The sequence below is a fragment of the Bradyrhizobium sp. S3.7.6 genome (genome assembly GCF_054061875.1).
This window is the reverse complement of the sequence record NZ_JBSSEQ010000001.1, coordinates 1,994,313-2,013,981: the sequence shown is the minus strand read 5'-3', so window position 1 is coordinate 2,013,981 and position 19,669 is coordinate 1,994,313. Positions and strand designations below refer to the sequence as shown.

At 63.7% G+C, this 19,669-nt stretch carries 26 protein-coding genes; 7 read left to right on the top strand and 19 right to left on the bottom strand.

Annotated features, from left to right (window positions below):
* Positions 1-115 precede the first annotated feature (115 nt).
* The 10 genes from ACVJ5M_RS09550 to ACVJ5M_RS09505 form a co-directional block, all read right to left on the bottom strand.
* Positions 116-826 (bottom strand): SDR family NAD(P)-dependent oxidoreductase, encoded by a 711-nt coding sequence (locus tag ACVJ5M_RS09550; RefSeq protein ID WP_354099853.1) that lies wholly within the window; start codon positions 824-826, stop codon positions 116-118.
* Positions 827-851: 25 nt separating this feature from the next.
* Positions 852-1,619: a serine O-acetyltransferase gene (locus ACVJ5M_RS09545; RefSeq protein WP_354099852.1), complete on the bottom strand. Its 768-nt coding sequence runs from the start codon at positions 1,617-1,619 to the stop codon at positions 852-854.
* A gap of 63 nt (positions 1,620-1,682) precedes the next feature.
* Positions 1,683-1,820, bottom strand: coding sequence for a hypothetical protein (locus ACVJ5M_RS09540; protein ID WP_187387923.1), 138 nt, complete (start codon positions 1,818-1,820; stop codon positions 1,683-1,685).
* Positions 1,817-2,074, bottom strand: a complete 258-nt coding sequence (locus tag ACVJ5M_RS09535) for a hypothetical protein (RefSeq protein WP_063981091.1) — start codon at positions 2,072-2,074, stop codon at positions 1,817-1,819. Before ACVJ5M_RS09535 ends, ACVJ5M_RS09540 begins: the two co-directional genes overlap by 4 nt.
* 67 nt (positions 2,075-2,141) lie before the next feature.
* On the bottom strand, positions 2,142-2,309 hold the full coding sequence (locus ACVJ5M_RS09530) for a hypothetical protein (RefSeq protein WP_144030761.1): 168 nt from the start codon (positions 2,307-2,309) through the stop codon (positions 2,142-2,144).
* A gap of 199 nt (positions 2,310-2,508) precedes the next feature.
* A complete protein-coding gene (locus tag ACVJ5M_RS09525; protein ID WP_028152211.1) occupies positions 2,509-2,994 on the bottom strand; it encodes a DUF2852 domain-containing protein in 486 nt (161 codons plus the stop codon).
* 120 nt (positions 2,995-3,114) lie between these two features.
* Positions 3,115-3,855 carry a TetR/AcrR family transcriptional regulator gene (locus ACVJ5M_RS09520; RefSeq protein ID WP_063981090.1) on the bottom strand — a complete coding sequence of 247 codons (741 nt, stop codon included), beginning with the start codon at positions 3,853-3,855 and terminating at the stop codon, positions 3,115-3,117.
* 172 nt (positions 3,856-4,027) lie between these two features.
* A complete protein-coding gene (locus ACVJ5M_RS09515; protein WP_063981089.1) occupies positions 4,028-4,390 on the bottom strand; it encodes a YciI family protein in 363 nt (120 codons plus the stop codon).
* Between the two features lie 65 nt (positions 4,391-4,455).
* Complete coding sequence (locus ACVJ5M_RS09510) at positions 4,456-4,860, bottom strand: YciI family protein (RefSeq protein WP_028152208.1); 405 nt, start codon at positions 4,858-4,860, stop codon at positions 4,456-4,458.
* Positions 4,861-5,026: 166 nt separating this feature from the next.
* Positions 5,027-5,392 (bottom strand): nuclear transport factor 2 family protein, encoded by a 366-nt coding sequence (locus ACVJ5M_RS09505; RefSeq protein ID WP_063981088.1) that lies wholly within the window; start codon positions 5,390-5,392, stop codon positions 5,027-5,029.
* Positions 5,393-5,711: 319 nt separating this feature from the next.
* On the opposite strand from ACVJ5M_RS09505, the gene ACVJ5M_RS09500 reads away from it, so the two are divergent.
* Positions 5,712-7,379: a methyl-accepting chemotaxis protein gene (locus tag ACVJ5M_RS09500; protein ID WP_063981087.1), complete on the top strand. Its 1,668-nt coding sequence runs from the start codon at positions 5,712-5,714 to the stop codon at positions 7,377-7,379.
* A 102-nt stretch (positions 7,380-7,481) separates the two neighbouring features.
* Here the strand turns inward: ACVJ5M_RS09500 and ACVJ5M_RS09495 are convergent, their stop codons facing one another.
* Complete coding sequence (locus ACVJ5M_RS09495) at positions 7,482-7,859, bottom strand: cupin domain-containing protein (RefSeq protein ID WP_063981086.1); 378 nt, start codon at positions 7,857-7,859, stop codon at positions 7,482-7,484.
* Between the two features lie 90 nt (positions 7,860-7,949).
* Between ACVJ5M_RS09495 and ACVJ5M_RS09490 the strand changes: the two genes are divergently transcribed.
* The 4 genes from ACVJ5M_RS09490 (at position 7,950) to ACVJ5M_RS09475 (ending at position 10,721) form a co-directional block, all read left to right on the top strand.
* Positions 7,950-8,738 (top strand): SDR family NAD(P)-dependent oxidoreductase, encoded by a 789-nt coding sequence (locus ACVJ5M_RS09490; RefSeq protein ID WP_063981085.1) that lies wholly within the window; start codon positions 7,950-7,952, stop codon positions 8,736-8,738.
* A gap of 130 nt (positions 8,739-8,868) precedes the next feature.
* Positions 8,869-9,297 carry a hypothetical protein gene (locus ACVJ5M_RS09485; RefSeq protein ID WP_371498094.1) on the top strand — a complete coding sequence of 143 codons (429 nt, stop codon included), beginning with the start codon at positions 8,869-8,871 and terminating at the stop codon, positions 9,295-9,297.
* Positions 9,298-9,585: 288 nt separating this feature from the next.
* Entirely contained in the window at positions 9,586-9,930 is a 345-nt protein-coding gene (locus tag ACVJ5M_RS09480) for a hypothetical protein (RefSeq protein ID WP_063986089.1), read from the top strand.
* 428 nt (positions 9,931-10,358) lie between these two features.
* The gene (locus tag ACVJ5M_RS09475) at positions 10,359-10,721 is read left to right on the top strand and encodes a hypothetical protein (RefSeq protein ID WP_063981083.1); all 363 of its coding nucleotides are present in this window, start codon (positions 10,359-10,361) and stop codon (positions 10,719-10,721) included.
* Positions 10,722-10,827: 106 nt separating this feature from the next.
* Here the strand turns inward: ACVJ5M_RS09475 and ACVJ5M_RS09470 are convergent, their stop codons facing one another.
* The 4 genes from ACVJ5M_RS09470 to ACVJ5M_RS09455 form a co-directional block, all read right to left on the bottom strand.
* On the bottom strand, positions 10,828-11,241 hold the full coding sequence (locus ACVJ5M_RS09470) for a VOC family protein (protein WP_063981082.1): 414 nt from the start codon (positions 11,239-11,241) through the stop codon (positions 10,828-10,830).
* 105 nt (positions 11,242-11,346) lie between these two features.
* Positions 11,347-11,883 (bottom strand): SRPBCC family protein, encoded by a 537-nt coding sequence (locus ACVJ5M_RS09465; RefSeq protein ID WP_063981081.1) that lies wholly within the window; start codon positions 11,881-11,883, stop codon positions 11,347-11,349.
* 78 nt (positions 11,884-11,961) lie between these two features.
* On the bottom strand, positions 11,962-13,263 hold the full coding sequence (locus ACVJ5M_RS09460) for an RNA polymerase sigma factor (RefSeq protein ID WP_063981080.1): 1,302 nt from the start codon (positions 13,261-13,263) through the stop codon (positions 11,962-11,964).
* Complete coding sequence (locus tag ACVJ5M_RS09455; RefSeq protein ID WP_354099851.1) at positions 13,260-13,628, bottom strand: YciI family protein; 369 nt, start codon at positions 13,626-13,628, stop codon at positions 13,260-13,262. The genes ACVJ5M_RS09460 and ACVJ5M_RS09455 overlap by 4 nt, the downstream gene beginning before the upstream one ends.
* Before the next feature lie 141 nt (positions 13,629-13,769).
* On the opposite strand from ACVJ5M_RS09455, the gene ACVJ5M_RS09450 reads away from it, so the two are divergent.
* Positions 13,770-14,735, top strand: a complete 966-nt coding sequence (locus tag ACVJ5M_RS09450; RefSeq protein WP_063981078.1) for a 2-hydroxyacid dehydrogenase — start codon at positions 13,770-13,772, stop codon at positions 14,733-14,735.
* A 187-nt stretch (positions 14,736-14,922) separates the two neighbouring features.
* Here ACVJ5M_RS09450 and ACVJ5M_RS09445 read toward each other — a convergent pair whose 3' ends face one another.
* Positions 14,923-15,567 carry a TetR/AcrR family transcriptional regulator gene (locus ACVJ5M_RS09445; protein WP_028151469.1) on the bottom strand — a complete coding sequence of 215 codons (645 nt, stop codon included), beginning with the start codon at positions 15,565-15,567 and terminating at the stop codon, positions 14,923-14,925.
* Between the two features lie 106 nt (positions 15,568-15,673).
* Between ACVJ5M_RS09445 and ACVJ5M_RS09440 the strand changes: the two genes are divergently transcribed.
* On the top strand, positions 15,674-16,318 hold the full coding sequence (locus tag ACVJ5M_RS09440; RefSeq protein WP_063981077.1) for a glutathione binding-like protein: 645 nt from the start codon (positions 15,674-15,676) through the stop codon (positions 16,316-16,318).
* Positions 16,319-16,389: 71 nt separating this feature from the next.
* On the opposite strand, the gene ACVJ5M_RS09435 is transcribed toward ACVJ5M_RS09440, so the two are convergent.
* From ACVJ5M_RS09435 to ACVJ5M_RS09425, 3 genes are all read right to left on the bottom strand, one after another.
* Positions 16,390-17,157, bottom strand: coding sequence for a substrate-binding periplasmic protein (locus ACVJ5M_RS09435; protein WP_063981076.1), 768 nt, complete (start codon positions 17,155-17,157; stop codon positions 16,390-16,392).
* Between the two features lie 36 nt (positions 17,158-17,193).
* A complete protein-coding gene (locus ACVJ5M_RS09430; RefSeq protein WP_135214749.1) occupies positions 17,194-17,535 on the bottom strand; it encodes a c-type cytochrome in 342 nt (113 codons plus the stop codon).
* Between the two features lie 89 nt (positions 17,536-17,624).
* On the bottom strand, positions 17,625-19,343 hold the full coding sequence (locus tag ACVJ5M_RS09425; RefSeq protein WP_063981075.1) for a pyrroloquinoline quinone-dependent dehydrogenase: 1,719 nt from the start codon (positions 19,341-19,343) through the stop codon (positions 17,625-17,627).
* Between the last annotated feature and the right edge of the window lie 326 nt (positions 19,344-19,669).

The following is a 19,669-nucleotide window of genomic DNA, read 5'->3' as shown; positions in this document are numbered from 1 at the left end:
AAGCGGGGTATCCAGTACACTGCGGCTCCTCCGCATCTCAATGCTGTCTCTGGAATACTGGATTGCCCGCCTTCGCGGGCAATGACGGCGGTAGAAATGGTCGAGGGCCGCCCCTCTACCACTTCTCCTTCGAGGTCCGCACGTCGAGCTCGAACGACCAGGCGCGCTCGGGCTGGCGATAGAGGAAGGCGAAGGCATCGACGATGCCATCGATGTCGATCAGGCTGTCCTCGCGGCCGGCCGCATCCGGGAATCGTGAAAAGATCTTGTCGCCGGCGATCGCGCCGTCGACCACGACATGGCCGACATGGATGCCGTCGCTCGCGTATTCCTTGGCCATCGCCTGCGCCAGCGTGCGCAGGCCGGCCTTGGACGAGTTGAAGGCGCCGTAGCCGGAGCGTCCGCGCAGCGAGGCACTGGCGCCCGTGAACAGCAGCGCGCCGGTCTTCTTCGGCACCATCCGCCGCACCGCCTCGCGGCCGAACAGGAAGCCGCCGAAGCAGACCACGCGCCAGGCATTCTCGAAATAGTCGGCGTCCATCTCGATGATCTTGCCGGGCGTGTTGTTGCCGGCGTTGTAGATGGCGAGGTCGAGGTTGTCGCCGGCGGCATCGAACAGCGCGACGATGTCCCCCTCCCTGGTCGCATCGGCAACGAAGGGCACGGCTGCGCCGCCCGCCTTCGTGATGTCGTCTACAACGGCCTGCAAGGCAGACAGCGTCCGGCCCGCGACGATCGCCTTGAGCCCATCGGCCGCAAAACGCTTGCAAAGCCGGGCCCCGACCCCGCGGTCCGGTCCAACGCCGATCACGATTGCCGTCTTCATTGCAACTCTCCGAAGGTTGATAGGGTCAGGCCGCCGAGGCGGGCTCGGGGCAATTGGTCAATCGCGCGGGATTGCCGATCGCGGTGCAGCCGGCGGGCACGTCACCGGTCACAACAGCACCGGCGCCGATCTTGGCGAATTCACCGATATTGATGTCACCGAGAATGGTCGCGCCGCCACCGATGTAGACGCCGCGGCCGATACGCGGCGAGCGCGTCGGCAATTCACCGCGACGGCCGATGCTGACGCTCTGGAGGATGGTGACCTCGTCACCGATCACCACATTCGCACCAATCACGATGCCGGTGGCGTGGTCGAGATAGACGGACGATCCAATGGATGCGGCCGGATGAATGCTGATCTGCAGCAGGTTGGACGCCTCGTTCTGAAACAGCAGCGCCGCGTCGCGATGGTCATGACGCCAGAGCCAGTTCGAGACGCGCCAGGCTTGCAGCGCGACGTAGCCCTTGTAATGCAGCAGCGGCGGCAGCAGGTCGGTGATGGCGGGATCGCGCAATGCGATGGCCTGCAAATCCCGGCTGGCGGTTTCGATCAGCTCTGGCTCGCCTTGAAAGGCGTCGCGGGAACAGGACGTGAAGCGCGTGCTCCCGGTGGAGCCGCTGCCGAGCCGCTGCCCGATCAAATCGGCCAAAGCGGCGGCAAAATCATCGTGAGCGAGAATGGCACTCGCAAGGGCCTTGCCGAACACGGGGTCTGCATCAGCCGCGCGCTGCGCCTCGCTGCGGATCTGTCGCCAGAGGCCGTCGCTCGCCGTGATCGCAGCTTCCGCCATTGTCGCCTCCGGTCCGCCCACTCTTGTGAAGGCGAATATAGGCGGTCCGGGTCGGGGCGCCAGTCACGCCGCCGGGACGCGCTTGCTTTCGCCCTCAAGACCGGGCCGGGCCCGCTTGCGCAGGCTGAGCGCGTAGAGCCAGCCGCCCGCCGCGATGAGCACCGGCAGGACGAAGAGCGCGACATCGCGGAGCAGGATCATGGGGCGATGCTCCCCTTTGCAAACGAGACCGCGCGGCTGAGTGCGAACGAGGCGAACCAATAGAGATAAAGGCTGAGAAAGAACCGCCAGGATTCGCCGAGCTGCCACTGCGGATAGAGCTGGACTTCCGTCTGCCATCCATTGAGGAACGCGATCGCCACCGGCACGGTGTTTCCGAACCGGTCGAACAGCGCCGAGGCGCGCTCAAGGAGCGCGATGCTATGGCTGATCTTTTTGCGTTCGGCGTTGGTCATGGTCGTACCCGTCAGCGCGCGGGAGATGCGCCGTCAGGGCTTGGTCGGGCGTGGTGCGGATCGGGTTCTACCGATCCTGCACATGTACGTGATCAACGCCGCAGAACGCACGCCCGCCGGCGCAGAGGCGAAAATGGCAATCGGGATCGGACGCGCAGCTGCCATAGACCAAGCCGATGTAGCCCAGCACCGCCAGGGCGGTCACGGCAAGCAGCAGGCGGGTGTAGAGGTCCATGATGCGTGTCGTCCAGCAGCGCGGCGGATTGAGGTGGCACGCGCAAGTCTTGGTGTCGGATCCTCGGCGGTTGGTTCGGGTCCCCAAAAACCAAACCACCCGCCTGCGGGTTGCGCAGGCGGCCGGCTCGGGGCCATCAGGACTTTGGGGCATGCGCCTGAAGGCTTTGAGAGGCAGACCCCGGATCAGCCTATTTAGATCAGCCCTGCGGCTGGTCGGTCGGCGGCGGGGTCGGGCGCGTCTTGTGCTGCGCCATGAACTGGTCGAACTCTTCCTTGTCCTTGGCGTGACGCAGACGGTCGAGGAAGTTCCTGAACTCGACCTGCTCTTCCTCGAGCCGCTGCAGCGTCTCGGTGCGGTATTCGTCGAAGGCACGGTTGCCGCTCGAGGGCGGGCCGAAGCCGAAGCCGAAACCACGGCGCTCCATGCGGCCGCGCATGCGGTCCATCTTGTACTGCATCCGCTCCATCTTGTTCTGCCAGCGATCCTGGTGGCTCCAGCAACCCATTTTTCTGCTCCCGAGTGTGAAAAAGAGAAGGGCAAGTCCGATCGGCCACCAGATGATGAAGCCGAGGATGGTCACGGCGATCCAGCCGGGATGCCAGGGCGTATCGAGCATGTGGGGGCGCTCATAGCGTTCGTCAGAGGAACCGCGCCATCGATTGACATCAGCGGTGTAGGCCATTTCCATCTCCATCACGGCACCAGCGCCGTTGTGAATGTAAATAACATTTACATAGCTAGACCATCCCGCGATTTTGTCAAGCCGGCCGCCTGACAGGGTCGCCGAATTATTTGCGCAATTTTATTTCGGCTTGCCCCAGGGGCCGCCGGGCGGCAGGCCAGAACCGGAGGATGCCTCCGGTGGCACCGGCGGCGGCTCGGCGCTTCGTGCCGGCGGACGGCGGTCGGTCGGGAAGCCGAGGCCGCGCAGATAGATCAGCACCTCGGCTTCGAGCAGGTCATCCGGCGACATCGGCAGTTTTCGCCGCGCGGCGTCGCCACGCGAGAACAGCGAGGCCACGCCGTGGGCCATCGACCAGATGTGCAGCGCCATCATCATGGCCGGTGGCCGCGGCGTGCCGGGCGGCGCCAGCGCCGCAAGCCGTTCGGCGGCGGCGCGAATGATGTTGAAGGCGCGTTCACTGGCGGCCTGCAGGGCCGGATTTGAATCGACCGGCACGCCTGATTCGAACATCGCATTGTAGAAGGCAGGCTCCTCGCGGGCAAAGGCGAGATAGGCCTTGCCGACGCGCTCGAACGCCGTGACCGTATCCGGGCGCCCGTCGTCCCAGGCCGCGGTCAGGCGCTGCTCGAACTGCTCGAAGCCGCGCTGCGCGATCGAGGACAGCAACTCCTCGCGGTCGCGGAAATGCCGGTAAGGCGCCGCCGCGCTGACGCCGGCCATGCGCGCGGCATCGGCAAAGGTGAAGCCGGCCGCGCCCTTCTCGGCGATCAGCCCGAGGGCAGCCTGCAACAGGGCTTCCTTCAGATTGCCGTGGTGATAGCCGCGCTCGGTGCGGCCCTGGTCCTTACGCCAGCTCATGTGAACAGCTTTTACATGAGCCGGGCGTGAAGTCACTAGCGCAGGCCGGATTTGATTAACCGGCCAACTCGTCATTCCGGGGGCGGCTCGACCCGGGGCTGCTCGACGAGCCGAACCCGGAATCTCGAGATTTCCGGGTTCGCGCGTGTGCGCACCCCCGGAATGACACGGCCTAGCCGCCGGGGATCGGCAGCACCGGCATGATCTCGACGCGTTCGCCGGGGAAGATCGCGAAGTGCGGGTGGTTCTCGAACATCTTGGCTGCGGCCTCATGGGACGCAGCGCGGACCACGGTGAAGGCGCCCATCTCGTTGGCGATGTCGGCGACGCCCTTGCCGTCGACCTTCTTGGTCTTGCCGAGAGGGCCGCCCATGGCCTGGATCGCGCCCTGATGCTTCTCGACCCAGCCTTTCCAGGCCGCCATGCCCTCCTGCTCCTTCGCCTTCCGCGCGGTCTCGGACATCGCGTTCCATGCGGCCCATTGCGGGCTGGTCTTGCTGCCGAGGAAAACGGCGAGATAGGTATCGGTGCTCATTGGTACTCTCCTTTGTTGATGGATGATGGATTGACGAGCCGCGAGTTGATCCGCGGCCGTCTCGGCTACGTCTTCAGATCGTCGAAGCCGGCGGCGGCTGCCTGCACCTCCGGCGGAAAGTCGGCCATCTCCTGCACCTGCCGGATCTCGATGACTTCATTGGCGGAAGCCGGGCACTTCTTCGCCCAGGCGATCGCCTCCTCGCGCGAGGCAACCTCGATCATCCAGTAGCCGCCAAGGACTTCCTTGGCTTCGGCGAAGGGACCGTCGGTCACGATGGGCTCGCCGGTCGCGAACGAGACGCGCGCGCCCATCGACGGCGGGTGAAGGCCGTCGAGCGTGATCAGCACGCCGGCATCCTTCAGCGCCTCGTTGTAGCGCATCATCGCGGCGACGCGTTCGGGATCGAGTTGCACGTCCGGCGGCGCGGTCTCGTAGCCGAGCGGAATCATCAGCATCATGAATCGCATGAGCAGTCCTTGCTTGCTTTGTCGTTTCGGGTTTGCGCGGCGCGGCGCCACCCCCGGAAGGACGGGAGCGGCGGCCCGGGCCGCCCACCCTTACTTCTAAGACGAACCAACCTTTACGGAACCGACAAGGTGATGAAAATTATTCCGGAGGTCATTGCGCCGGCCGCTAGCGCGGCTGCGGCAGAAAACGCCCATCCTTCCGGGCCGCGCCGAAATAGACGTCGATGCGGCTGACCTTGCCACCGGCAAAGGCGAAGAACTCCGTGTTGCGAAAGCTCCTGCCATCTTTCGCCAGACAGAGATAGGTGACGAAGGCCTCGTCGCCCCGGACGAAAATCCGCTCGATGTCGTGTCGCGCGATCCAGCCGGTGTCCCGCCAGCAGCGCTCGAAATAGGCCGCCTTGTCGATGTCGTCGTCGAACGGACTGGTGAAGCGGAAATCATCGGCCAATGCGTCGGCGACCCGTTGCCGGTCGTTGCCGAGATAGGCTGCGAAGAGGTCTCGAATCAGGCGCTCGCGGTCGTCAGGCATTGATGGTCTCCGCAGAGAAGATCCTCTTGAAGACGATGCACGAACGCGTGCCCCGACATTGCGTGCCGAATTTCAACAGAGACCATGCGAAAATATCGCGAGGCGGGTCCGTACGATTACGGACCGACTATGTCCACCGCCGTGCTTATAGGACGAGAATCTTCGCGCGTAGAACAACATGGCCGGCGCACGCGGAACTACGGAGACCGCGCAGCTTGCTGCAAGGGTTTACAGTTGATCAACGCGTGCATGCAACTTTTTCGGGAAGGCCAATTGCAGCTGGGCCGACGCATAGTTGAACCATTCCGGGGACCTTCAAGTGTTCAATTTCAACAGCAAGGCCAGGATCCAGCACGCGCTCGCAGAAGTCGACGCCCTCGATCGCTCGCAGGCCGTCATCGAATTCGATCTCGACGGCACCATCCTCGATGCCAACGAGAACCTTCTGAAAATGAGCGGCTATTCGCTCGCCGAGATCAAGGGCAAGCATCACAGCATCTTCGTCAGCCCGGCCGAACGCGAGAGCGCCCGCTACCGCGACTTCTGGGCCAGCCTGAACCGCGGCGAATTCCAGACCACGCAATACAAGCGCTTCGGCAAGAACGGCAAGGAAGTCTGGGTTCATGCCTCCTACGCCCCGCTGCTGGACAAGAACGGCAAGGTGGTCAGCTTCATCAAGTTCGCCACCGACATCACGGCGTACAAGATCAAGACCATGGAAGACTCCGGCAAGATCGCCGCGATCAACCGCGCGCAGGCCGTGATCGAGTTCAACATGGACGGCACCATCGTCACCGCCAACGAGAACTTCCTGGGCGCGATGGGCTATTCGCTCGACGAGATCAGGGGCAAGCATCACAGCATGTTCGTGACGCCCGAGGACCGCGCGAGCTCGGCCTATACCGCGTTCTGGGCCAGGCTGAACCGCGGCGAGTTCGAGGCGGCCGAGTACAAGCGGCTCGGCAAGGGGGCTAAGGAGATCTGGATTCTCGCGACCTACAACCCGATCCTCGACGAGACCGGCAAGCCGTTCAAAGTGGTGAAGTTCGCAACCGACATCACCGCGCAGAAGATGAAGGCCGCCGACAATGACGGCCAGCTCGCCGCGATCCAGAAGTCGCAGGCGGTGATCGAGTTCAACATGGACGGCACGATCCGAACCGCCAACGAGAATTTTCTCAAGGCGGTGGGCTATTCGCTGGCCGAGATCAAGGGCCGGCACCATTCCATGTTCGTCGAGCCGAACGAGAAGAATTCGGCGGCCTACCGCCATTTCTGGGAGACGCTCAACCGCGGCGAATACCAGGCCGCCGAATACAAGCGGATCGCCAAGGGCGGCCGCGAGATCTGGATCCAGGCGTCCTACAATCCGATTCTGGATCTCAACGGAAAACCCTACAAGGTGGTGAAATACGCCACCGACATCACCGCGCAGGCGATCGGCCGCAAGAAGGCCGACAATGCGCGCGGGCTGATCGAGGCGGTCGCGGCCGGCAGCGAGCAGATGAGCGCCTCGATCCGCGAGATCTCCGAGACCATGGCGAAATCGCGCGAGACCTCCAAGGTCGCGACCACCAGGGTCGAGTCCGCGGACGGTCAGGCCCAGAAGTTGACTGCAGCGGCCCAGGCCATGAGCGGCATCGTCGAGATGATTTCGGGCATCACCAGTCAGATCAACCTGCTTGCGCTCAACGCCACGATCGAATCGGCGCGGGCAGGCGAAGCGGGCCGCGGCTTTGCCGTGGTCGCCTCCGAGGTGAAGAACCTCGCCAGCCAGGCCAAGCAGGCCACCGACACGATTACCTCCGAAATCGACGCGCTGAACACCATCTCGGGCGACGTTGCGAGCTCGCTCACCGCGATCAAGGCCGCGATCGCCGGCGTCAACGAGTTCATCGCCTCCACCGCGGCCGCAGTCGAGGAGCAGAGCATCGTGACCTCCGACATGTCGTCGAACATGCAGCGCGCATCCGCGGAACTGGCGTAAGCTCTCGCTTTATCACGATCCCCGTCATCCTTCGAGGGCCGCTGAAGAAGCGGCCACCTCAGGGGTGACGGAGAGAGAGAGAGAGAGACCGACGCTCTTATCCTACCGCTCCCAGCGTCGCGTCGCTTCACTCGCCCCTTCCGGCAGCATCTCGAAGACCGGCGAGGCCAACACCGCATGCACATGCAGCATGGTCGCTCCCGAATTACGGAAACCGTGCTTGCGGCCGGCGGGAACCAGCAGCACCTGTCCGGCCGTCACCGTGATCCGCCGGGCTTCGATCCACATCTCCGCCTCGCCCGCCCGCACGGTCAGCACCTCCTCGACCGTGTGGCTGTGCGTCGGCGCGCCGGCGCCGGGATCGACCCATTGCTCGAAGATGCAGAGCGCGGTCGCGCCGTTGCGCGCGGATGTGACCATGCGGGTCTTCACACCTGGCCGCCATTCCTCGAGCGGGATCGTGCTGGGATCGATGAGCATGGCCTGGAGCCCTTCTTGCCGGGACGAAAGCGAAGTAAAAGGAGCCGGCGCTCGTGCGCGCCCCCTTTCGAACACAGGACAGATTAGCAAATGCCGCAGGCCCCACAAAACGTCGCCCTCGTCACCGGAGCCGCGCGAGGCATCGGGCTGGCGACGGCCAAGAAATTCCTGGCCGAAGGGTGGCGCGTCGCGCTGCTCGATATCGAGGGGGAGCTGCAGGCGGGCGCGACGGCGGCCCTGAAGAATCCCGATAACACACTGGCAATCACCTGCGACGTGTCCGACGCAACCGCCGTAGGAGCTGCAATGGCGGCGGTCATGAGCCGCTTCGGTCGGCTCGATGCTCTCGTCAACAACGCCGGCGTCGCCGTGTTCGCGCCAGTGCTGGAGACCAGCGACGCCGACTGGAACAGGATCATGGCGGTCAATCTCACCGGCCCGTTCCTGTGCACCAAGGCGGCCGCGCCGCTGATGCGCGAGCAAGGCGGCGGCGCCATCGTCAACGTCACCTCGATCTCGGCGGTGCGCGCCTCGACCCTGCGTTCGGCCTATGGCACCAGCAAGGCGGGCCTTGCGCACCTGACCAAGCAGCTCGCGGTCGAGCTCGCCTCGCTCAACATCCGCGTCAACGCAGTCGCGCCGGGGCCGGTCGACACCGCGATGGCGAAGCAGGTGCACAGCAGGGAGATCCGCGCCGACTATCACGACGCCATTCCGCTCAACCGCTACGGCCTGGAGGAGGAACTCGCCGAAGCGATCTATTTCCTGTGCTCGGAACGATCGAGCTACATCACCGGCCAAATTTTGGCCGTCGATGGCGGCTTCGATGCGGCTGGCATCGGCCTGCCGACGCTGCGCGGCGAACGGCGGAACGGGTGAACGTCGTAGGGTGGGCAAAGGCGCGCAAGCGCCGCGCCCACCTTCCCTCCAGATTTGCGATGCCATTGGTGGGCACGCTACGCTTTGCCCACCCTACGGGATCGAGTTAGTGGAGTGCTCCATGCGACGCATGTTCTTTGTGGGTGCCTGGATGCTCGCATCTGCGCTCTTTACCACTACCCCCGCCATGGCCGAAATCCGCATCATCCAGTCGCCGGGCGGACAGGTCGGGCCGTTCCTCGACCTGTTCGAGCAGGTGCGCGAGAGCGGCGAGCGCGTGGTGATCGACGGTCCGTGCCTGTCCGCCTGCACGCTGGTGCTCAGCATCGTGCCGGGCGAGCGCATCTGCGTCACCAAACGCGCGGTACTCGGCTTCCACGCGGCGCGTTCGGTCGACCGGCGCGGGCGTTTTTATGCCGAGCCCGAAGCCTCCGACGCGGTGCTGCAGGCCTATCCCGGCCCGGTGCGCGACTGGATCAGCCGGCACGGTGGCCTCTCGTCCAGATTGCTTTTGCTGAAGGGCCGCGACCTTGCGGCGATCTATCCGCGCTGCCGCTGAGCAACAGGCGGCCGCCAGCGATGTGACCGGTTGCATCCGCCGCTGTCCGGCGATTAGGCAGTTTTGCAAAATTCCGACGATCCGGACACGAAATCCGCTCAACCGCTTGGCAATGCCTGCCCAATTTACGCGGTTTGCGGCCTTTCCCGACCGTCTATGATGGTCCCCGTCCAGATTGAGGCCGCTCGGGTCACGATGGCTGCAGGGCCGTCATAATCTCAGCAATGGTCACAGACTAGGATGGTTCCGCTTTTTCAAGATTACACATTTTCAAACCGGTCGCAGGCCGTGCAGCCCATCGATTTTCACTACCGCCTGTCGGACCAAGGACGCATTGTCCTTGGCCAGTTGAGCTCCCAGGAAACCGTCGAATTCGAATTGCTGTCGCGGCGCCACCGCGAGGGTCTGATGGACCTGCCGTCCGAGCTGCGGCTGCTCGAGCTCTATGTGAAATATATCGGCTCGGGCGCAGAGGCTGCGCTCGCGCCGTCGGAGCTCGCATGGCAGGCGAGCGAGCCACTGCAGCGGCGGAGACCGCCGCGTGCGCGAACGGCGCGGCCGCGCAACTACATCCTCTCGATGATCGTGATCGCGAGCGTCAGCTTCACGCTCATCGCGTTGCTGGTGAGCTAGCAGGCAAGCGCGACGGCGAAATTGCGCCGGTCACGCATTTCGTCGGGCCTAGTAGAGCCTCTGGATGGTCTGCGCCAATTCCAAGGTCGCGCAGATGAGCATGCCCCAAAGTGCAAAATTGATTTGTAGCGCCGCTGCCATCGGTCGCTCCCTTCCCAAGTTACGCCCACCCCAGTTTGTAGAATTTATGAAGAAATTATTAGCGATTCTGTCGTGGAGTTTACAGCCTAATATTTCGCCAGTTGTTGTGCGATGCGATCCGCATGATTTCACGAAGCGGCCTCACTGCTCTCGCAATGTGATGCGACAGCACGATTCCATATTGGGCCATGGCGGCCACGTCGTTTCCCTTAGGTTCCATTTAACCGGCGCGACGCAAGGCTCCGCATGCGGAGTTTGCGTGTCGCGTACCGCACCAAGGGTCCGGCATGCTGCGTCACGGCTTCGTCTTGCTCACTTTTTGCGCAGCGCTCCTCGGATGCGCGGCGGCGCCGGCGCAGGAGCGCCGACCGATCGCATGGGACGGCCTCGGCCGGGATCCGAACCAGGCCCCTCACCGCTCCTCTGTCACAAAGCGGCGCGCCGCGAACCCGGCGCCTGCGCAGGACAATCCCAATCAGGAGCGGGAAAGAGTGCTCGGCACGTTGCGCCCGTTCTCCGAGGCGTGGTGGGTGGTCCATGACGAAATCGAGGCGGAGAACGACAGGCAGCTTGGCACGAAACTCGTGATCTGCCCTCGCTGCGTTGAATCGCCGCCGCCAAGCGATGACGCGACCGGATCGCTCCGGTGAACGAGCACGCGGCGATCAGCCGTGTGACATGACGACGGCATGAGTGACCCACTCCCGTAACAACGGGAGTGGGATCGCGGCTTGGCGTGTCAGGCCGACGCGCCCGTCACATGCCCTCGGCCGGGCAGTTCACCATCCAGGGAATGCCGAACTTGTCGACGCACATGCCAAAGCCCTTGGCCCAGAACGTCTTGCTGAAGGGCATGGTGACGGTGCCGCCGTCGGCGAGCGCGTTGAACTTGCGCTCACCATCCGCGGGGTCCGTGACCGTGAGCGAGATCGAAAAGCCCTGGGCTTTCTGAAAATGCTCGGGTGGCGCGTCGGAGGCCATCAGCACGCTGCCGTCGGGCAACGACATCCGCGCATGCATGATCATCTTCTCGCGGCCGGGCGCGGCGGGCATGTCCGGCGGCGCTTCCGATGAGCGCATCATGGCGTCGATCTTGCCGCCCAAAACCTTGGCGTAGAAGTTGAACGCCGCTTCGCAGGTGTCCTGATAGAACAGATAGGCATTGATCATCGTTTCTCTCCTCTTCGTTTTCTTGGCGATTCCTTGGCAGTTCCTCGCAGTTTCTTGGCGATTTCCTGGCTGCTCCTTGGCTGCTCCTTGGGGCAGCTAGCCTCGTTACTTCTCGGTGAGCTTCTTCAGGCTGGCGAGGCCGGCCTCGAAGTCCTTGCCGATCATGTTGTCCATGTTGATGAACACCTGCATCACCTTGGACATGAACGGCGCCGGACCGTACATCGCCCATGTGACCAATGTGGCATCGCCTTGCGGCACAAAGGTGAACTCGGCGGTATTGTGGCCTTCGAACGGGCGCTCGAAATCGAGCTTGATCCGAAGCTTCGACGGCGTGCTCGCCTCGAGGATCTCCATATGCCCGGCGCCGACATTATTGTTGCCATCCCAGGCATAGGTCGCGCCCTTGCCTGACGCGGTTCTGCCGAAGGTCCGCTTCATGCCGGGGTCGCGATCCTCATAGGGCGACCAGCTCATCCAGAAATGGAAATCGGCAACGTGCGGATAAATCGCATCGGCCGGCGCCTTCACGGCGAGCGAGCGCTCGACACGGAACGTATCGGGTTTTGTCAATGCGAAGACGAGGACCGCGGCTATGCCGACGGCGAGGACGACGGCGATGATGGCAATGGCTTTCAGCATGAGTGGCTCCCTGGATATGGAATTAAGACGAAGGGGAACGGCGGGAGCCGACAATCGGCGGGACGAAATTTTTGGCCGTCACTTTGCCTTTGCGCCCTGCCTGGCGCCGCCATTGGCGCCCTTCGGCTGGCTGTCCCGGATCAGGCGATCAATGTGCATGCGGATATGGGCGGCTTCCGCCGAAGTATTGGCGAGTGCGATGGCGTGGTCGAAGGCGATGCGGGCTTCGTCGTTACGGCCGAGCTGCATCAGGAAGGCACCACGCACGCCGTGGAAATGAAAGTAGTTGGTGAGTTTCGGCGCCAGCGGCTCGATCAGCTCGAGCGCCGCTTGCGGCCCGCGCACCTTGGAGACCGCAACCGCCCGGTTGAGCGTCACCACCGGCGAAGGCTGCATCAGTTCGAGCGCGCCGTAGAGCAGGTCGATCTGCGTCCAGTCGGTTTCCTCGGGCGTCGACGCGCGCGCATGCAGCGCGGCGATCGCGGCCTGGACCTGATAGGGACCACTGCGGCGATGGCGCATCGCCTTGTCGATCAGCGCCAGGCCTTCCGCGATCATGTTGCCGTTCCACAGCGTACGATCCTGGTCGTCGAGCAGGATCACCGCGCCGTCCGCGGCAAAGCGCGCGGCGCTGCGCGCATGCTGCAACAGCAGCAGCGCTGCGAGCCCCATGATCTCCGGCTCGCTCTGGAACAGCCGCAGCAGCAACCGCGCCAGCCGGATCGCTTCCTCGCACAGCGGCTTTCGGATCTCCACAGTGTCGCCGCTGGCCGAATAGCCTTCGTTGAAGATCAGGTAGATCATTGCGGCAACGCCGGCGAGCCGCTCGGAGCGTTCGACCGCGCCAGGCGTTTCGAACGGCGCCCCGGCCTCGGCGACCTTCGCCTTGGCACGGGTGATGCGCTGCTCCATCGCCGCTTCCGAGACCAGGAAGGCGCGCGCGATCTGCTTCACGGTGAGGCCGGAGACGATGCGCAGCGCCAGCGCGATCTGCTGGGTCGCCGGCAGCTGCGGATGGCAGCAGATGAACATCAGCCGCAAAATGTCGTCGCGGTAGTGCGAGCCGTCGAGCCGCTCGGCGAGCGCGCCCTCGGCGTCGTCGAGATCGGAGATGGCCTGGTCGTCCTCGGGCAGCGGCTGCTGTTTGCGGGCGCGACGGACCTCGTCGATGGCGACGTTGCGGCCGACCATGATCAGCCAGGCCGCAGGATCGCGCGGCGGCCCGTTCTGCGGCCAGGTCTTGAGCGCGCGCAGGCAGGCGTTCTGGAAGGCCTCTTCGGCGGTGTCGAGATCGCGGAAATAGCGCAGCAGCGCGCCGACCGCCTGGGGTCGCGCCGAGGTCAGCGCGGTCTCGATCCAGGCGGTGTCGGCCTCGCTCACGTCGAAATTCCTCCGGGCCGGAATACGCCGACGGGGCGCACCTCATAGGCGCCGCCGGGATTGGCCGCCACGAGGTCGCGCGCGACGTCGAGGGCTTCGTCGAGGTTCTTGCAATCCACGATGTAGAAGCCGAGCAATTGCTCCTTGGTCTCCGCATAGGGGCCGTCGAGCACCAGCGGCGGGTCTTCCTTGCGCAGCGTCGCCGCGGCCGTGGTCGGCAGCAACCGCGCCACCGGACCGAGCCGGCCCTGCTGTGTGAGCTTGTCCTGCACCACGGCGAGCTTCTTCATCACGGCCTCGTCCTGGTCCTTGCTCCAGGAGCCGACGAAGTCCTCGTCGTGATAGCAGAGGATCGCATAAAGCATGGGCAGCACCTTCCTGAACGCTTGTTTTTAAGACGATCCAATATGCCCCGCCCCGACAGGGCTGCGGAAAAAATTTGCGAGAAAAATCCGTCGGATCGTGCCAAGGAGGGTTTTCAAAACGGAACCGACGAGGCACTTCGAATGAGCATGGGCACACTGGCCGTCCTGATCAACAGCACGCAGCAGAACTGGCTGCCTGAGCGCTGGAAGGCCCGGTTCGACGCGGTCTGCGGCGGTCGCCGTGTGGTTCTGCTGCCGGATTCCGATCTCAATCCGGCCGAGGTGCACTATGCCGCGGTATGGAAGCCGGTGCCGGGCGACCTCGGCTCTTTTCCGAACCTGCGTGCGATCTTCAACCTGGGCGCGGGCGTCGACGCGCTGATGGCCGACAAGAGCCTGCCCGACGTGCCGCTGGTGCGCGTCGCCGTGCCTGATCTCACCAATCGCATGACCGAATATGTCGTGCTGCACGTGCTGATGCACCACCGCCAGGAGCTGTACTTGCGAGACTCGCAGCGCGCAAAACGCTGGGAGCCGCAATATCAGTGGCCGGCGAGCGCCGTCACCGTCGGCGTGATGGGGCTTGGCACGCTGGGGGCGGATGCCGCCGACGTGCTGCGCCGGCTCGGCTTCCGCGTTACCGGCTGGAGCCGCAGCCCGCGCACGATCGAGGGCGTCGAATGCTTCCATGGCGCCGCACAGATCGATGCGTTCCTGCGCAAGACCGACATCCTGGTCTCACTGTTGCCGCTGACGCCGGATACGCACGGCATCCTCAACCGCGACGTCTTCACCAAGCTCAACCGCAACAGCCCGCTCGGCGCGCCCGTGCTGATCAATGCGGGTCGCGGCGGCTTGCAGAACGAGGCCGACATCCTGGCCTGCCTCGACGACGGCACGCTTGGCGCGGCCTCGCTCGACGTTTTCGTGCAGGAGCCGCAGCCTGCCGACAGCCGGTTCTGGACCCACCCCAAGGTGCTGCTGACCCCGCACAACGCGGCCGACACCGACGCGGATGCAATCTCGGCCTATGTCGCCGAGCAAATCGCAAAGTTCGAGGCCGGCGGGGCGCTGGAGAACGTGGTGGACCGGGCACGGGGATATTAGACGCTTCGGCAGACTGAGAGAGGCACGCACGCGCCCCACTCTCGCTGTCGTCCCCGCGTACGCGGGGACCCATACCGCGTGATTTATCGTTGCGGATGGTCGCAGTACCGAACGACCAGTCGTCGCCAAACCACTCCCTGTGGTTATGGGTCCCGGGCTCGCGCTGCGCGCGCCCCGGGACGACGGCCTAACTTTTGGCCCCCACCATCACGTCAATCGCACCCTTCACGATCGCCTCGAGCTCTTTGCGCGACACGCGGGCGCGGGAGCGGATGGCGATCGAATGCACGGTTGCGGAGGCGAGCTGCGCCAGCACGGCCGGGTCGGCGCTCGCGGGCAGCTCGCCCTTCTCCTTGGCGCGGCGGAAGCAACTGGCAAAGGCCTTGTCGAGCTCGGTCAGTCCATCCAGAACCATGGCACGGATCTCGGGATCGCCGACGGCTTCGGACGCCGCGGTCACCACCGTGAAGCAGCCGCGCGGACCGGTCTCGCCGGAGAGATAGATGTTCAGCGCGGACGCGAAGATGCGCTCGAGCCGCTGGCGCACCGGCATCTCCTGGCGAAAGATCTCGACCATCGAGGCGCGCGCGTCCTCGCGGTAGCGCTGGTAACTCTTGATGTAGAGCTCGCGCTTGTCGCCGAAGGCGCCGTAGAGGCTCGGCCGGTTCATGCCGGTCGCTTCGCTGAGATCGTCCAGTGACGTCGCCGCAAAACCCTGCCGGCGGAACAGGTCGAGCGCCTTGCCGAGCGCGACGTCGGGCTCGTAGGCGCGCGGACGGCCACGCCGCTTCGGTTCATTGGCGGCAGCTGGCGGCTTCGATTTTTGTACCATTTCGCAAATTAATCCTTGACCGCCGCGATATTATACAAGATGGTACAAAAATCAATCTGGCCAGGTTGAGCGACACCCAAAGAGGAATTGCCCAAGGAGGCCCAAGATGGATCTTTATTTCTCGCCGCTCGCCTGTTCGATGGCGACCCGCGTCGCGCTGTATGAAGCCGGCGCCGAAGCGAATTATCTCGAAGTCGATCCGCCGACCAAGACAGTGCTGAACGACGGCACCGACTTCCGCACGGTCAACCCGATCGGGCTCGTGCCAACGCTGCGCACCGACGAGGGCGTGGTGCTGACCGAGAACGCCGCGATCCTGCAATATGTCGCGGATCGGTTCCCGCAATCCGGCCTCGGTGCGGCCCAGGGTATCGATCGCACCCGGCTGCATCAATGGCTCTGCTTCATCGGCACCGAGCTGCACAAGGGCCTGTTCATCCCCCTGCTCGACCGCAAGGCGCCGCAGGAAACCAAGGCCTATGCGCTGGAGAAGAACCTGTCGCGGCTCGACTATCTCGAGAACTACCTGAAGGGGCGCGACTTCCTGCTCGACCATTTCAGCGTGGCGGATGCCTATCTCGTCACGGTCATCAACTGGACCATGGCGACCCCGCCGATCGAGCTCGCCAAATGGCCGAACGTGAAGGCGTACCACGACCGCCTGCGCCAGCGGCCGTCGGTCGCGAAGGCGATCGCCGAAGAGTTCGAGCTGTACAAGGCCGAGCAGGCGCGGAAGAAAGCGGCGGCCTAAGCCAAAGCGAGATATTCATAACGACGTCGTCCTGGCCAAACCGGGACGGCGTCGTTCGTTCGGCAATTCAGCTACCTCGGCGCTTGCAGCACGATCCCATAGCGACCGTAGATCCGATCGATCGTGCCGTCGTTGCGCAGCCGTTCCAGCGCTCCGTCGATCGCCTCGCGCAACGCATCATCCGGGCGGACCATGCCGACGGCGACATTCCAGTTGAGATCGGCCACGCCCTCGTCGCGATCCAGAATCCGGAGTGCCTTGTCAGGATGCGTCAGATTGAAGTAGCCCGCCGCGGTGGGCGTGACCGCAGCCGCATCGATCTCCTTGTTTGATACGGCGTCGAGGCTGTCGGTCTCGAAGCCGAAGATCGATATGGGCACGTGCCGCTGACCGATGATCATGGCGGCGACAGAGCCGACCTGCACCCCCACCTTGGTATGCTCGCCGAGGCTCTTGAACGATGTGAGCGCGCTGGATGACGGCACCGCGAGCGCGACGCCCGTGCGATAGTACGGTTTCGAGATCCTCAAGCGGGTCTCGCCTTGCGCTTCGCGATCGGCGATGACATCCAGAAGAATGTCACAATTGGCGCTGCGCATTTGGTACTGCGTGATGATCCAGTCGAGCCGTAGCGAGACACCGAGCTCGCGTGCCAGCACCTGTCCCAACTCGACCTGAAAGCCGGATGGATCGCCGCCCTTGCGCGCAAAAGGAAGCGAGTTGGGATGCGCGCAGAGTCCGAGCGCGCCACTCGCGCGGATCGCCTCCAGGGTTCGCGCCTGCGCCGGTCCGGACAGCCCGATGGCGGCACCGACGATAATCAGGACAATTGCCTTCATGCCGCGTCTCATCTGGATGGATCAGGTCCCGGCGGGTCAGCCCTCGCGCGGCTTCAAGGCGCGGATATATTTGACGATCTGGTCGATCTGCGCGTCACTGAAGCTCTCGCCGAATGCCGGCATCGCACCTTGCTTGCCGATCTTGATACGGTTGTGCAGAAATTCGTCGTCTCGTTGCGAATTCATCAGTTGCGGTCCCCTGCCAGCAGCTCGGCCGCCGTCGGAGTGGCAAAAGCCGCAGGTGCCTGCGAACAACTGCTCGACGTCCAGTGACCCGTTGTCCGGCGCCGGCGTGGCAGATTGAGCTCGAGCCACCACAACGCACAGCAACGAAGCGCCCAGCACCGCCGGAAGCGACTTCAAATGCAGTTTCAACACGTCCGCTCCATTCCTGAATCACGCCCGCCGCTGCAATCGACCGAGGAGCGGGTTTGCCACCCGCTCCTCGGCAGATCGTTTGAGACAGACTATTTCAAGCTGAAGACGACGAGGGCGCCGTCGTCACGTGGCATGCTCTTGTAGACGCCGCCGAAGTTTGGCGCATATTCGTCCGCCAGCATGCCGCCGAAGCCGGCCGCCACGGCGATATATTGCTTGCCGCCGACGGAGTAGCTGACGATACCGCCCTGGTGGCCGGTGCCGTTGTTGTGCTTCCACAACTCGGCCCCGGTTTCGGCATCGTAGGCGTGAAGGATGCCACGGGAGTCGGGTACGAACACAAGATTACCCCCGGTCGACAAAACGCTCCCAAGCGGCGGCTCGGGAAAGCGAACCTCCCATTTTTTCGCGCCCGTTATCGGGTCGCGCGCGTCGAGATGTCCGTAGATCTCGCCGCTCGGAGGCGGCACCATCTTGAAGTCGGCGCCGATGTTGAGCTGGACCTGGGGCGCGGTGACCGGCGTCGTCTTCTGAATATCCAGCGTCATGCACCATTCCTGGCCGATCTTGTAATAAAGACCGGTCTTCGGGTTGTACGAGCCGGCATTCCAGCTGATGCCGCCGCCAATGAAGGGACACAGCGGTACTTCAGTGACTTTCCCGACAGGGAAATCGCGACGGCCGATCAGCGCGCCCGTCTTGGGATCGATATCCTTGACGAAGTTGATGTTCTCAACCAGCCGCCAGACGTTCTTCACGCCAAGATTACGGTCGTAGACGAAGACGAAGCCGCCCTTGTTCGGATGAACCACGTATTTCTGGCCATCGCGCTCAAGCATCACGAACTCGCCGACGGCGCTGTCGAAGTCCCAGGCGTCGTGAGGCAGTTCCTGATGGTAGGATTTCAGCTTTCCGGTATCGATATCGAGAGCGATGACCGAACTCGTATAGAGATTGTCGCCGGGACGCGCACCTTGCGTCTTGTAATCAGCGCCCGACCAATCGTAGAGCGGCGCCGGGTTCGCGGTGCCCCACAGGACGGAGTTGGTCTCGGAGTCGTAGGTGCCCGGCATCCAGCCGCCGCCACCGCCCGTGCGCCAGGAATCGTTGCCCCAGGTCTTCATGGCCTCGTCGGTGCCCGCGACCGTCAGAAACTCCCACTTCTTCTTGCCGGTGGTGGCATCGACGGCGAAGATCGGGCCGCGACCTGGCCATTCACCCCCCTGCGAGCCGATGATGACGCTTCCCTTCGCGTAAAGCGGCGCGCCGGTGAAGCCGACCGTGAGCTTCTGCGAGTCGATCAGCCTGGTTTCCCAGAGAACCTTTCCCGACTTCGCATCGAGCCCGAACAAACGACCATCCATCGTACCGACGAAGACCTTGCCTTCACCAAGGGCTACACCGCGGTTGTAGGGCGAGTGGGTCTGTCGGCTGATGAGCGCCTCATCGAGTTCCGGAAAGAACGACCAGATGACCTCGCCGGTCGCGCCGTTCAGCGCAAAGACCCGGCTGTACGAACCCGAATAATAGAGCACGCCGTCGGCCACGAGCGGCATTGACTGCAGGCCGCGCGTCGATCGTCCGGGAATGTGCGTCCAGGCTACGCCCAGATTGCCGATGTTGCTCGCATTGATCTGCGCGAGCGGGCTGTAGTGATGGGATTTGTATGAACCATGATAGGTGAGCCAATCGTTCTGACCGGCGTTCTCGATCCGGGCAGTATCCACGGATTGGGCCAACGCCGCCGACGCCGCAAGTGTCGCGCCGACAACAAGAGGTAGACCAGAATTACACCAACGCTTCTTCATCCGTTCCTCCCGCTTTTGTGTTTTGTTGAACTCGTGTCTCGCAGACGCTGCGAGGGATGTTTGCAGCTCGCTAAGTGTCGGTTCTTCTCCATCGCATATGAGCTGCCAACAGCTCTCGATCTCTCTCGGCGGACATCGCCAAAAGGAGCTACGTTTCCTGGACTGGTTGCTGTTGCACTCCTGCTCGCTCTCACAGAGTACGCCGGATGAGGGAGGGCGCAAAGATGGAATGCGCGAGCGGCGCGAATTTAACGCGCAGCACGAATTCGAAACGTCAGCTGCGCTGACCGTTTCGTCTTGGCCGCAGATCTCGGACTCAAAAATCG

Bases quoted from the DNA above. Each gene is read 5' to 3' on its own strand.
- ACVJ5M_RS09475 (WP_063981083.1), top strand. From the start codon at position 10,359: ATGCTGCGTCACGGCTTCGTCTTGCTCACTTTTTGCGCAGCGCTCCTC.
- ACVJ5M_RS09505 (WP_063981088.1), bottom strand. From the start codon at position 5,392: ATGCCTGACGACCGCGAGCGCCTGATTCGAGACCTCTTCGCAGCCTAT.
- ACVJ5M_RS09525 (WP_028152211.1), bottom strand. From the start codon at position 2,994: ATGGCCTACACCGCTGATGTCAATCGATGGCGCGGTTCCTCTGACGAA.
- ACVJ5M_RS09425 (WP_063981075.1), bottom strand. From the start codon at position 19,343: ATGAAGAAGCGTTGGTGTAATTCTGGTCTACCTCTTGTTGTCGGCGCG.
- ACVJ5M_RS09490 (WP_063981085.1), top strand. From the start codon at position 7,950: ATGCCGCAGGCCCCACAAAACGTCGCCCTCGTCACCGGAGCCGCGCGA.
- ACVJ5M_RS09435 (WP_063981076.1), bottom strand. From the start codon at position 17,157: ATGAAGGCAATTGTCCTGATTATCGTCGGTGCCGCCATCGGGCTGTCC.
- ACVJ5M_RS09465 (WP_063981081.1), bottom strand. From the start codon at position 11,883: ATGCTGAAAGCCATTGCCATCATCGCCGTCGTCCTCGCCGTCGGCATA.
- ACVJ5M_RS09540 (WP_187387923.1), bottom strand. From the start codon at position 1,820: ATGATCCTGCTCCGCGATGTCGCGCTCTTCGTCCTGCCGGTGCTCATC.
- ACVJ5M_RS09550 (WP_354099853.1), bottom strand. From the start codon at position 826: ATGAAGACGGCAATCGTGATCGGCGTTGGACCGGACCGCGGGGTCGGG.
- ACVJ5M_RS09535 (WP_063981091.1), bottom strand. From the start codon at position 2,074: ATGACCAACGCCGAACGCAAAAAGATCAGCCATAGCATCGCGCTCCTT.
- ACVJ5M_RS09450 (WP_063981078.1), top strand. From the start codon at position 13,770: ATGAGCATGGGCACACTGGCCGTCCTGATCAACAGCACGCAGCAGAAC.
- ACVJ5M_RS09515 (WP_063981089.1), bottom strand. From the start codon at position 4,390: ATGAGCACCGATACCTATCTCGCCGTTTTCCTCGGCAGCAAGACCAGC.
- ACVJ5M_RS09485 (WP_371498094.1), top strand. From the start codon at position 8,869: ATGTTCTTTGTGGGTGCCTGGATGCTCGCATCTGCGCTCTTTACCACT.
- ACVJ5M_RS09455 (WP_354099851.1), bottom strand. From the start codon at position 13,628: ATGCTTTATGCGATCCTCTGCTATCACGACGAGGACTTCGTCGGCTCC.
- ACVJ5M_RS09530 (WP_144030761.1), bottom strand. From the start codon at position 2,309: ATGGACCTCTACACCCGCCTGCTGCTTGCCGTGACCGCCCTGGCGGTG.
- ACVJ5M_RS09495 (WP_063981086.1), bottom strand. From the start codon at position 7,859: ATGCTCATCGATCCCAGCACGATCCCGCTCGAGGAATGGCGGCCAGGT.
- ACVJ5M_RS09545 (WP_354099852.1), bottom strand. From the start codon at position 1,619: ATGGCGGAAGCTGCGATCACGGCGAGCGACGGCCTCTGGCGACAGATC.
- ACVJ5M_RS09470 (WP_063981082.1), bottom strand. From the start codon at position 11,241: ATGATCAATGCCTATCTGTTCTATCAGGACACCTGCGAAGCGGCGTTC.
- ACVJ5M_RS09440 (WP_063981077.1), top strand. From the start codon at position 15,674: ATGGATCTTTATTTCTCGCCGCTCGCCTGTTCGATGGCGACCCGCGTC.
- ACVJ5M_RS09445 (WP_028151469.1), bottom strand. From the start codon at position 15,567: ATGGTACAAAAATCGAAGCCGCCAGCTGCCGCCAATGAACCGAAGCGG.
- ACVJ5M_RS09510 (WP_028152208.1), bottom strand. From the start codon at position 4,860: ATGCGATTCATGATGCTGATGATTCCGCTCGGCTACGAGACCGCGCCG.
- ACVJ5M_RS09520 (WP_063981090.1), bottom strand. From the start codon at position 3,855: ATGAGCTGGCGTAAGGACCAGGGCCGCACCGAGCGCGGCTATCACCAC.